The organism is Calditrichota bacterium, assembly GCA_014359355.1.
Classification (GTDB): Bacteria; Zhuqueibacterota; Zhuqueibacteria; order JANLFK01; family Oleimicrobiaceae; genus Oleimicrobium.
In genome coordinates, this window is the sequence record JACIZP010000046.1 from 1 (window position 1) to 11,519 (window position 11,519).

At 62.8% G+C, this 11,519-nt stretch carries 7 protein-coding genes; 4 read left to right on the forward strand and 3 right to left on the reverse strand.

Annotated features, from left to right (window positions below; translation table 11 throughout):
• The first annotated feature begins 120 nt into the window (after nt 1-120).
• Genes vanZ through H5U38_02055 form a run of 4 tightly spaced genes read left to right on the forward strand, consistent with a single transcriptional unit; the run spans nt 121 to nt 3,623 of the window.
• Nucleotides 121-579, forward strand: a complete 459-nt coding sequence (gene vanZ, locus H5U38_02040) for a VanZ family protein (GenBank protein ID MBC7185793.1) — start codon at nt 121-123, stop codon at nt 577-579.
• A gap of 59 nt (nt 580-638) precedes the next feature.
• On the forward strand, nt 639-1,289 hold the full coding sequence (locus H5U38_02045; GenBank protein MBC7185794.1) for a hypothetical protein: 651 nt from the start codon (nt 639-641) through the stop codon (nt 1,287-1,289).
• 39 nt (nt 1,290-1,328) lie between these two features.
• Nucleotides 1,329-1,799 (forward strand): PTS sugar transporter subunit IIA, encoded by a 471-nt coding sequence (locus H5U38_02050; GenBank protein MBC7185795.1) that lies wholly within the window; start codon nt 1,329-1,331, stop codon nt 1,797-1,799.
• Nucleotides 1,800-3,623, forward strand: a complete 1,824-nt coding sequence (locus tag H5U38_02055) for a chloride channel protein (protein ID MBC7185796.1) — start codon at nt 1,800-1,802, stop codon at nt 3,621-3,623. It begins immediately after the preceding gene.
• A 29-nt stretch (nt 3,624-3,652) separates the two neighbouring features.
• On the opposite strand, the gene H5U38_02060 is transcribed toward H5U38_02055, so the two are convergent.
• From H5U38_02060 to H5U38_02070, 3 genes are all read right to left on the reverse strand, one after another.
• A complete protein-coding gene (locus tag H5U38_02060) occupies nt 3,653-7,825 on the reverse strand; it encodes a hypothetical protein (protein MBC7185797.1) in 4,173 nt (1,390 codons plus the stop codon).
• A gap of 136 nt (nt 7,826-7,961) precedes the next feature.
• Nucleotides 7,962-9,143 carry a peptidase C1 gene (locus H5U38_02065; protein MBC7185798.1) on the reverse strand — a complete coding sequence of 394 codons (1,182 nt, stop codon included), beginning with the start codon at nt 9,141-9,143 and terminating at the stop codon, nt 7,962-7,964.
• Nucleotides 9,144-9,217: 74 nt separating this feature from the next.
• On the reverse strand, nt 9,218-11,519 hold a 2,302-nt coding region (locus H5U38_02070), incomplete at its 5' end, for a hypothetical protein (protein MBC7185799.1).

An 11,519-nucleotide genomic window follows, 5' to 3' on the forward strand; every position in this document is an offset into this window, starting at 1 on the left:
CTATCTGCACGGCCTGGCGGGCGATCTGGCCAGGGACGAACTCGGGGAGCGGGGGATGCTGGCGGGCGACATCATGCGGCAAGTGCCCGCCGCCCTCCGACGCACGGAGGAGGCCTGCGCGTGAGACGCCTGACTCCAGCCCAGATGGGCGCCATCGGCTGGGCATTGCTCATTTTCGTGCTCTCGTCTCTGCCAAAGATTCCAACAATCCCCACGGGCTTTCGGCCCATTGACAAGGTAGCCCACTTCGTGGAGTACTTTGTCTTCGGGCTGCTGCTGGCCGGCGCTTTCGCCCATTCCTCTGCCCACCGCCTGATGCGACGCAGCCTGGTCATGGCAGGGATCCTGGGGGTCGCCTATGCTGTCCTTGACGAGTTTCACCAGAAGTTTGTGCCTGGGCGTTTTGCCACGGTGGAGGATGCAATTGCCGATACGCTGGGCGTGATGGTTGGCTTGTTGGTCTACCTGCGGTGGCACCGCCGTCAGCTGCGCGCCCAGATGGTGCCTGAAGCTGCGCTCGGGGCGCATGGACCTTCTTCCTCCGGGTCGGCTGGCGGGTCGCGGGCAGAGGAGCGCTGAGTATCGGGCGAGCACCTCTTTCCCCAACGGTCCGGGCCCGTGTCGTGTGTGGTGGCCATATGCGAGCAAAAAGACCATTCTCCCTGTCTGGCGTTCTCTTTCTGATGCCCTTTACCCTTTTGGCGTTCGTGCCGATCAAAGCGGCCGGTCAGCTGCCTGTGGATGAGCCACGCCTCGTCATAGGTCTCAGAGGCGGCGAGTTCCGCGTTTCGCTTGACCGTTTCGAGGAGGTGTATGCAGGCCGTTGGGGGCTGTGCTATGGGGCCGATGCCGCGCTGCGCGTTCATGGCAACCTGTACGCCTTTTGCGGCGGCCGTCGTTTCGAAAAGACTGGCAAGGAGGCTTCTCGGCCGCAGGAAGTTCTCACCTCCAGCGCGTACTGGCGCGAGAAGTGGCTCTTGTTGGGCATCAGACGGTGGAGTTTTGGCGAACGCCGATGGGGTTCCGCGGTGGGGCTGGGCTATGCCTTCTTTTGGGTCGAGGAGAATCCTGACGCGGCGGTGCTGGTGCCGCGGCAAGGCCAGGGGACCCACCAGACGGGCAGAGGCTTTTTCCTCACCGTGAGCATAGATTATTCGTTGAGGCCCTGGCTGGGCGTAGCTTCCGAAGTGGAGATCACTTCCGCCGGGGTGGGCGGCCGCACCGGATTCGAAGGCTCAAGCATCGGCGGCTTCTTCTTCTCCTTAGGGCTGAACATTCGGCCATTTTGAGCTTCGAGCGCTACTGCGACATAAGGACAGGAGGGGAACGTGAGGTTGACGGAGTTCATGGACAGTAGCCTCATCGCCTTGGATGTGAAGGCGAGGAGCAGAAACGAGGCCCTGCGCCACTTAGTGCGCCTGGCGGCAAAGAGCGCTGCGTTGCGTGACCCGGAGACCTTCCTGCGTGAAGTACTGGCGCGCGAAAAATTGGGCACGACTGCCGTGGGCGATGGTGTCGCCTTCCCCCACGCGCGCAGCGAAGCCGTCACCCAGATTCTTGTCGTGGTGGGACGCCTGAAGGACGGTGTGGATTTCGGCGCCGAGGATGGGAAGAAGGTGCGCTTAGTGGTGCTCATGGGCACTCCACCCAAGGACATAGCTCGCTACCTGAAACTGTTGGCGCGGTTTGCTGCAGTCATGCGGCAGGAAGAACTGCGCGAGCGGCTGCTGCACGCGAGCTCCCCCGCCGACGTGCTCCGTGCCATTGACCAGGCAGACACCACACCGGAGGAGGAGTAGATGGATTCTGCTCACGGGCGGGCGGAGCGGTCCCGCGCGGCCCGCATCCATCCCCTTCGCCACACCGGCAAATGGGTGTTGCTGAGCGTGCTCATGGGCGTAGTGGGCGGACTGGCAGCTATCGGCTTTTTCGAGCTTCTCCAGCTGACCAGCCATCTCCTCCTTGGTACCGTCTGCCATTATCATCCTCCGGCTCCGGCGGGCGAGGCGACGCCGGGGCCACCTGGCGCAACACTGCCCGTGCGCTGGCTCCTGGTGCTCATGCCTGCCCTTGGCGGACTCTTGGCAGGAGCGATGGTGTTCTTTCTTGCTCCCGAGGCGGAGGGTCATGGCACCGATGCGGTGATTGACTCATTTCATCGTCATCGCGGGCGCATTCGCTCCCAAGTGCCTTTGGTGAAGGCCATATCTTCCATTATAACCATCGGCTCGGGGGGAAGTGCCGGCCGCGAGGGGCCCATCGCGCAGATCGCTGCCGGTTTCGGCTCGGTGCTGGCGTCCTTGCTGCGGCTCACCGATGCGGAGCGACGCACTCTGCTCACCTCAGGCATGGCCGCCGGGGTGGGTGCCATCTTCCGTTCCCCTTTGGGCGGGGCGCTGTTCAGCGTGGAAGTCCTGTACAAGCGCGACTTTGAAGCTGGAGCCCTCATCCCTTCGCTCATCTCCTCAATTGTTGCCTATTCGGTGTTCACCTACCGCTTCGGCTTCGGCCACTTGTTTTCCGCACACGTGGCGCCATTCGAGCGGCCGGTCGAACTCCTCTTCCACCTGGGCTTAGGAGTGGCGTGCGCCGCCTTGGGAATCGTCTTTGTCCGGGTGTTCTACGGGATGCGGGACCGCTTCTTTCGGCAGCTGCCGGTGCCCAACTATCTGAAGCCGGCAATCGGCGGCCTCATGTTGGGCGGCCTTGCCTGGTTTGTGCCGGAGGTGCTCTCCGGAGGCTATGGCTTTCTACAAATGGCAATTGATGGGCACCTGGCCTTCAGGACGTTGGCGGTCCTGGCCTGCGCCAAAATTCTCGCGACCTCCTTCACAGTCAGCTCCGGCGGGAGCGGCGGAGTCTTCGCGCCGTCCATGGTCATCGGCGGCATGCTGGGTGGAGCCTTCGGTCAGGCGGCCAAACATTTTTTTCCGCACCTGATCGCTGACCCCAACGTGTTCGTCCTGGTGGGAATGGGAGCCTTCTTTGCGGGCGTCGCCAAGACGCCGATTAGCTCCATGCTCATGGTCTGCGAAATGACCGGTGGCTACCAACTCTTAGTCCCCATGATGGGCGCAGCCTCCGTGGCCTATTTGCTCACCGGGCAGACCAGCATCTACGAGAAACAGCCCATGCGCATGGCCGATTCCCCGGCCCACGTCGGGGACTTTACCTTCAATGTGCTGGAGGAGCTGAGCGTCCGGGATGCCTGGCGCCCCTCCGCGAAGGTGATCGTGGTGCGCGAGGACATGCGCATGCCGGAATTCCGCCGCATCGTGGCGCAGCATGAAGAGTCGTACTTCCCCGTGGTTGATCACCACAAGAGAATTGTGGGAATCATATCACTGCGCAACGTCCACTCCGTGCTTTTCGCCGAGGACTTGGACCGGGCTCTTGTTGCCCGCGACCTGATGGTGCCGCCGGTGGTGGTCACGCTCAACGAGAATCTCCACAGCGCCCTGCAGAAATTCGTGGCCAGCGGCTACGGGCAAATCCCTGTGGTTGACGAGAGCGACCCCACCCGCATCGTGGGCCTGCTCTCACACGAGGACCTCATCGAGGCCTACAACCGCGAACTGCTGCGGCGCAAAGGGCAAGAGGAGGCCCTCAAGAGGAGGCGTTGACCCCCGGTGACGCGGGCCCGCCTTTGCCTTCACAGGGGCACCTTGGCAGCGCGCAGGCGGGTGCGACGGTAGTGGCTCTTTACTTGGTGCACAAAGGCCTCTAACCGCGTGGTGAGTGCCGCGGCGCTGGCGTCGCCGTACACCAAGCTGGTGATGGGCAGGTTGCCGTGTTCCCTCCCGATCCGCTTGATGAGTGCCGCGGTGGCGTTGCCCACCATGCAGTTGAAGCAGTAGGCATTGATGACCCCGTTCACCCCGCGTCGGGCAAACTCCACCACTTTCGCCACATTGAGCAAGAGGATGCTGGTGGTATCTGCCCCCACGTAGGGGCGCACCATGGCCTGAATCTCGTCATAGCCTGCGTCGGGCGCCAGGCCCAACCGCTCGCGGAAGCGCTCGCGAATGAGTTTTGCCTCGTGTTCCTCCGCCAAGACCAGGGCCGTAGACTTCAGGACCTCGGTCGCTTTGCGCCTACTCAGGCCACGCTCCAGGGCGTGGCGGGCGCCGAATTCGGTGGTATCCACCAGGAATGGCGATGGCCACACCTCGCACCCCATGGCCTCGAGGCGGGAGAAGAGCTCGTCATTGGCAAAAGGATTGATGCGCGTGTAGATGTCGCCGGCCACGCCCACAATCGGCCGCGGCTGGTGACGGCGGAGCTCCACACCTTCCAGGCGGGCAATGCAGTGGTCCAGGGCAAAGCCGAGGTTCACCTCTCCGGCCAAGGCGAGCTCGATCTCTTTGAGGCTCTGCTGGTACGCCCGGTCTGCGCTCCCCGGCACCCTCTCGTACGGGCGCACCTCGCACGTGGCTTTGAGCAACAGGTCGATGATGACCAGCCCTCGCCACAGATTGAGCATTCCTGCTGGCTTGAGGAGGGCGAGAAAGCCGGCGGTATCGGGCGTCATGACCTCAAGGTGGTCTACGGCCAGCTCCTTGAGGGCGAGGGCGTGTGCCGAGCCATACTGCGCCAGCAGGCACGGCATGGAAGTTCCGGGGAAGAAGAAGACGCTGTCCTCCGGCAGTTCCCTGCTCTTGATGAGCTTTGCCATGTCACCAACCAGCAGGGAAAAGGGATGGCATTCTTTTCCGGAGCTCAGTTGGGTGCCGAGGCGGCGGCTCTCCTCATCAGGGGGCGGAAGAAGTTCCACCTGGTGACCTGCAGCTCGTAGCACCCCGACAAACGCATGAGCATGGTCTGCAAAGTAGGGGATGAAGAAGTGGCGGACCTTGGCCGCACGCTTTTCCTTCTCGCCTGCGCTAAGTACCCCTGGTGCCCGCAGCGGGCGGGGCGTCGCCTCGATTTCCTCCAAGAAAGCCTCAAGACGCGTGATGAGGCCGGCTTCACCTCGGTGTTCGTCAAATTCGAGAAAGAGATGAGGCTTGCCCCGCAACACGCGCTCTAAGTGCTTCTGGGTAAAGCCATCCGGACCGCAGCCAAAGTTGGAAACGATGATGGGAAAGAGCCGCTCGTCGCGCAGCGTGAACAGGGCGGCGCGCACCATGTCGCGGGGGAACTTCCAGGGCAGGTCGCTCCACTGCTCGCCCAGCCGAATGCTCTTCAGGGGCAAGAAGCTCATGGGGATGGCAAGGATGCCCAGACGGCTTAGGTGCGCTGCCAAGTTGAGATTGAGATAGGGGTCGAACGTGTTGTACGGGCGGCCGAGTACCACGACTGCCCGGTCGAACCTGCCCTTGAGGATCTCTTTACCCCGCTTTTCCAAACGGGCCTTGAATGCGGCGTAGCTGCGCTTGGCATGACGGTAAGCTGCCACCAATTCGTCCTCTTCCACGCCCAGTTGCTCCCGCAGGGCCTCCAGCCCTTCGGCGAGGCCTTCGAATTCCTCGGTGAAGCGGATTTGCGGCGTGAGCACCCGCGCACGAACTGAGGCTTCAACCATGTAGGGGAGCGCCTGGGTGTAGAGACAGGCGTGGCTGTGGTCAGTCTCTCCCGACTCGGTGGGCGGCAGCTCCAGCACCGAAGGGAGTACCACCAGGTCGACGTCCTTGTCCAGGAGCTCCAAGACATGCCCAAAGGTCGCCTTCACGGGTAGACAGCTCTCCGAAGGGAGCGCGGCCATGGCGCGCGCTAAGAGGGTAGGAGAGCTCCGCCCAGACAGTACCGGCTGGAAGCGAAGCTCGCTGAACAGGCTTGTCCAGAAGGGCAGGAGGTCGTGGAAGAGCGAAGCTCGCGGCAGTCCCACCCGGCCACGGACCTCGTCGCTCTCGGGCGGGAGGTAGGACTCCAGCAGAGTAACGTATTCGGCAAAAAGGTCGGGCAGCGCCGCACGGCTCGTCCTCGAGGTCTCGCGGCTGGTGTAGCGCTCGCAGGTATCGCCAAAGTGCACCACCTCTGTACCGAAGTGGATGCGGTTGACCTGGCAGCGGTTGGCACAGTGGGCACACTCAAAGCTCGAAACGGTGTACTCCTGAACGAGCTCCATGCCGCGAAAGCGCGTGGGGCGCCTCTCCTTCTGGAAGTGGCGTTGTGCCAAGAGCGCGGCGCCAATGGCACCGGAAATCCGGTTGTAGGGATGAACCTTTACCTCCTTGCCGAGAATGGAGGAAAAGGCGGCCACCACTGCCTGGTTGGAGGCGACGCCGCCCTGGAAAACGATGACGTTGCCAATCCGGCGGTTGCCCACGACCTTCTCCAAGTAGTTCCTGGCGATGGAATAGGCCAGGCCCGCTGTGATGTCCGGCAGGGGCACACCCCGGGCCTGGCTATGCGCCACCTCGCCGTCCATGAACACCGTGCAACGGCTCCCCAGGTCGACCGGCCGGTTGCTGGCAAAGGCCAGTTCCGCGAACTCGTCGATGATGCTAATGCCAAGGCGCTGCGCTTGTTCTTCCAAGAACGAGCCGGTACCAGCAGCGCAGATCTTGTTCATGGTGAAATCGGCAATCCGGCCCTCCTGTATGCTGATGTACTTGGAATCCTGGCCACCGATTTCGAAGATGGTGTCGGCCCCTGGGAAATAGAAAAGGGTGCTCACCATCTGCGCGGTGATTTCGTTCTTCACGACGTCGGCGCCGACAAAGCGACCAGCCAGATGGCGGCCGCTCCCCGTGGTCCCCACGGCCAAGATCTGCACGTGCCGACCGCACTGCCGGCGGAGTTGGGCAAAACCCTCCTGTAAGGCCTCGATGGGGCGACCGCGCGTGGGCAGGTATACCCCCGCCAGCACCTGACCCTGCTCATCGATGAGCACGAGATTGGTGCTCACCGAGCCCACGTCCACGCCGAGAAACGCCGGCGTTGCTGCCGCAGACAGTTTCTCGCCTTTGGGCTCTGGCACTGCGCTCATGGCGGGGCGCACCAGGGGTGGCAGACGATCGTCGCGCGCCTCTGCGCTCGCGGTGGCGGCCGTCAGGTTGCGGCGCAAGGTGCCCAGGCGCAGCACGGGCGCCTGCTGCTCCTGGGCCGCGAGGGCGGCACCAATGGCGGGGAAGAACTCGTGGTAGGGGGGTAGCCCCGCCTGGTCCGCTCCGAGGCGCAGCACTTCGCGAAAGGCCCTCACCAGCCCTTTGTTCGCCATTGCCCCGCCGATGAGCGCCACAGGCAGAGCCAGTTGCCGGCCGGCCAGCACCGTGGTGACAAAATTGCGGGCGAGCGCCAGGCAGAGGCCGTAGGCAATTTCTGCCAGCGGCGTCCCCTTCTGCTGCAAGTGAATCATGTCCGATTTGGCGAACACGCTGCACCGGCCGGCGATGGTTGCGCCACGAGGCGCCTGGGCGGCAAGCTCGCCCAACTCTTCTACGCTGATCTGCAGTCGGGCAGCCTGCTCCTCCAAAAAGGCCCCCGAGCCCGCAGCGCACAGCCCGTTCATGGCATAGTCGGCAATGCCAACGTGGTCACCCCTCCGGGAGGGCTCCAATTGGATCCACTTGGTAAACTGCCCACCCACTTCGATCAGCGACGCCACCTCCGGGCAAAGATGGCCGGCACCACGAGCAGCAGCCAAGAGCTCATTTTCCACGGGCAGCTGAAGCAGCGCGGAGAGGAGTTCCTTGCCCACACCGGTCACAGCTACTGCGACAGCCTGCCTCTTGAAGCGCCGTTCCACCTGAAGGAGCATTTCCGCCAAAGTTGGCAAGGGGCGGCCCTTGGCTGGACTGGACAGGGCCAGCTTGACGTCGCCGCGGTCGTCTATCACTGCGATCTTCACATGCGAGGAGCCCACATCAATTCCGCACCACATAGTCTTCACCTTTCAGTCACGGTCGTCTTCTCCATGGGTAAACGCAGCACGCGGGGGCGCCGGCCACTTCCCGACACCCCCGCGCGTCGCATGGTCAGGCAGGCCAGGTGGAGCACCTGCCTGCCCAGGCACAATCTCACTTGAATTTCGCTAACAACTCCGGAATGGCGTCCTTGTGCACCATAAAGACCAGAACCTTGAGGCGCACATAGTCGTCGCGGAAAAAGAAGTAGCCCTTGTGCTCGCCGCGGAAGGCACTGGAGCCCGAGTCCTTGATCAGGAACCAGTCGTGGTCGCCAATCCGCTGGTAGCCCACCACGTGGATGGCGTGATCATCGGAGGTGGTCCGGTTGTAGATGCGGAACTCGCGCGAGTCCTGGTTGATGTAGGCGGGCGGAATGTCGAAGGTGGGGACGATGGCCACGTCGTTCTCGCCGCTCTTGCCGGGCTCAGAGGTGTCGGCAGCCAGGGCAGCGGTGTAGCCGCGTTGCAGCGCCTTCTTCAGCGCCGCGTAAAACTCCTCAAGTGGCACATTGTAGTACTCCTTGGAGTGCCACCAGTTGTCGGGCATCTTGTACTCGGCCTTGGTGTAGAAGGGCTCCGCCTTGGTGGACATCACCGACACATAGTCGTCCAGAGGGAGTCGCAGCACGTTGGCGAGATACTCACGCGGCGTCATGGTCTTCTTACCCACGGTGATGGTCGTCGGCGGCTCGCCCAAATACTTGTTCAAGGTCATCTTGATGTTCGCGAGCACCTGCTCTTCGTCCCATAGCTCGTGGGCCTTCACAAACTGCAGGTAGTCGAGCATCTCCCGTTCCAACTTGCTGTGGTCATGCCCTTCCTGGTCTGCTTTGCGGCCGAGATAGGCGGAGGCAGGCACCGCTCCATATTGCTTCATGCGCTCGATGACCGCATTGAGCTCGGAACCCTGGGCAAAGTGCGAGTCACCTTTCTCGCGTACAAAGCGGCGGGCTTTTTCGATGTACTCGTGGTAGACGGTGTACATTTCGGAGAGTTTGGTTTCGCCGCGTCCCAACCTCTTGAGCTCTGCCTCCAAGAACGAGGTTGCGGCAAAGGCCCAGCAGGTGCCGGTGCGCCCCTGGCTCAACGGGGGGAGATGGAAAAGCGGGGCGAAGGACTCGACAGAGCTTGGCTTGGCAAGGGTGGAGAAATCGAGGGTCAGCACAGCTCGTTCTTTGCCTTGAAACTCGGTGACCTTGTAGACTACGGTGTCGGGCACCACCTGGGCCAGGCAGCTGAAGGTCCCCGCAAGCAGAAGAACGCCGATAGCAACAGGCAGCCAGTTTGCTTTCATGGTGCACCTCCTAATGTTGTGAATCCATCTCGATTCTGCGGCGCGCCGACCTTGGTCCGGGCGCCAGTTGCGCCTCAGGTGCTGAGTTGCGCTGAGAGAACTTGCCTCAATCCCCGCGGCTCTTTGCACAACACGAATACCCATCGGCCGAGCTCCCCGTGGTGATTCACCGCCCGCACCCACCGCTTTACCGCAGTCTCTTTCTGGCGGTCTTGCTCCGTCTCGAAGCCCTTGACCTCCAGAATCACCTTGAGCTCCTGCCCATCCTCGCACCGCCAGCGGATAAGGTAGTCCGGCCGATACTCGTGCCGCACACCCTGCCACTCGTAGGGGATGGTAAAGTCCAGGTGGTCATTGCGAGCATAGGCGACCACCTGCGGCATCTGCTCAAGCTGATACGCCACGCTGTGCTCCCACGTGGGTGCATCGAGCACCACGTGGCTGACGTGGCTCTTGGTCGTGCCCACGCAGGGTCGCACGGTGCGGAAGAGGACCTCGGCGGTCGAACCGATCGGACGGAATCTCTCGATCACCGGGAGGATCGGTGGCTCTCCTGCTTCGGTGTCCGGTTCGATCGCGCCGGTTAGACGCTCGAGGATCCGCTGCTTGTACTTGAGCAGAGCGACCTCCTCGAGCGGGGCGTCCTGTTTGAGAACGACGCGCTCTTCCAGGTACTGCCACACGGCGTTGAGCACCTGGGGAAAGATGGTGTGCCTTGCACTCCAGTCTTCGCGCCTCTCCTTGAGCCGCCGCACGAGTTCCGCCGCGATCTCGTACACTGTCGCCTGGAGTCGCCGCTCTCGATGGAACGGGTTGCGGTCGTGCACCACTTCGGGACCGGGCCCCAGACGGTCGGGCCGGCCGATGCGATAACCCGCCGCCGGTTTGACTGTCACCTCCGTGGGCTCACTGCCCGGGTCAATCTCCAGATAGGGAACGCCTTCCAGGTTGAGCCGGATACGGCTACGGACATCAACAACGTACCCTTCCACGCGCGGGAAGGTGATTTCGAGGTCTTTCCGTTCCGGCAGCGCCCTCACGAGCGTGGAGACTCTCTGCACCTCGGTACGGCCGACAGGCTTCTTCTTGACCGGGATCACCTCAAACGGGACACCGGAGACGTCCACATACTCCGGCTCCGAGAAGTCGTCGTAATTGAGCCGCCGCAAGCCCCGCCCCACCACCTGCTCACACAAGAGCTGGGACGTGAAGGCCCGCAGGCCCAGGATCTGCGTAACATTCTGGGCATCCCAGCCCTCGTTAAGCATCCCCACGGACACCACGCACCGGATATGCTTTCCGGGAGGGTCGCCTTCGCCCTCCCACTCAAGCTTGCCAATGGTGTCCACGACCTTGCGCAGCCGCTCGGCCGCCTCAGCCTTTGTCTCACCCTCGATCGCCGTCTCCGCTTCGGCCAGAAGTTTGGTGTCGATTCGGAACGTCACCTCGCCGTTTGGGCCATTGGCGAGTTCCGGCAGCACATTGCCCCGAGCAATGTGCTCATGAACGAGCTTGGATAGGTCGGTGTTGTCGCAGACCGTAATCATCACGGGGGGCACAGGGGACCCTGCGCGCTGGAATTCGTCGAAGGTCTTCTTCCACTCCGAGGCCAGGGTGGCCAGCGCTCCCTCGGCCTCCCGCAGCACCGACTCGGGCTTGGCGCGACGGCGGGCCGTCTGCCGCTCGGAGGCGGGCAGCGCCTGGTTGATCGCCTCCCACAAGCGGAAGTATTTAGGGAGGAGTGCCCCGGTGTTGTCGTCCACCGGCACGCGCGGAATCTTGACGATGCCCGACTCAATGGCGTCCACCAGGCCGAAATCTGACACGATCCAGGGGAACGGCGCGCCTTCTTCGTAGCCGCTGCCTTTGATGTAAAAAGGCGTGGCCGAAAAATCGGCGCAGAAGTTGATGCCGCGCGCGGCGGCGATGCGATCCAGCCCGCTGACCCAGACTGTGGCCTCCTCGCGCTCCGCGCTCTCGTCCGCAGAAAGCCGTGCCTTCACCTTTTCCGGAAGCGGCGCGGGGCGGTAGGCATGATGTGCCTCGTCGTTGACCACCAGGATGTTCTGCTTGCTGCCGAGCTCCTTGAGCACCCGCCGGCAGAAGGCGGCATCGCTTTCGATCCCCCGCTGCACCACACTCCTCGAACGGCTGTCATCCTGCGGCTGGAAGAGGTGCCAGTTGGTAACCTCGAATTTGCCCTGTTGCAGCCGTTCGAGCAGCCCGCGAGGCACCAGATCGAACTTGTCATAGTAGTTGCCAGGCTTCCAGGGCAGGAGAACCTGCAACCGCTCCCGGATAGTCAGATTGGGGCAGACGAGGAGCACGGCATCGGAGAAGCGCCGGTCCTGGGGATTGGCCAGCTTGTTGAGCACC